This window comes from Streptomyces glaucescens, assembly GCF_002154375.1.
In the GTDB taxonomy this organism is placed as follows: Bacteria; Actinomycetota; Actinomycetes; order Streptomycetales; family Streptomycetaceae; genus Streptomyces; species Streptomyces glaucescens.
Window position 1 is genome coordinate 3,799 of the sequence record NZ_MUND01000723.1, and the last position, 211, is coordinate 4,009.

General features: G+C 76.3%; 1 pseudogene. It reads right to left on the bottom strand.

Annotation, left to right across the window (positions count from 1 at the left end):
* Window positions 1-211: pseudogene (locus tag CCN42_RS42965) on the bottom strand (hypothetical protein); the annotation flags it as partial.

Consider the following 211-nt stretch of genomic DNA (forward strand, 5'->3'; position numbering starts at 1 on the left):
GCCTCGACGCAGGCCAGGCGGCTGCCGATGTGCCCGGCGTGCTGGTCGACGGTACGGTCCGGCGGGCAGGTCCGCTCGGCCAGCTCCCGGAGCCCGGCGCGTACCAGGGCGCACTCGTCCAGGAAGGCCGGGATCCCGTCGGGGGCGATGACATCGCCCCGCACGAGCGCGGGGAAGAACCGGGCGCCGAGCCTGCGGATCGCCCGCGATC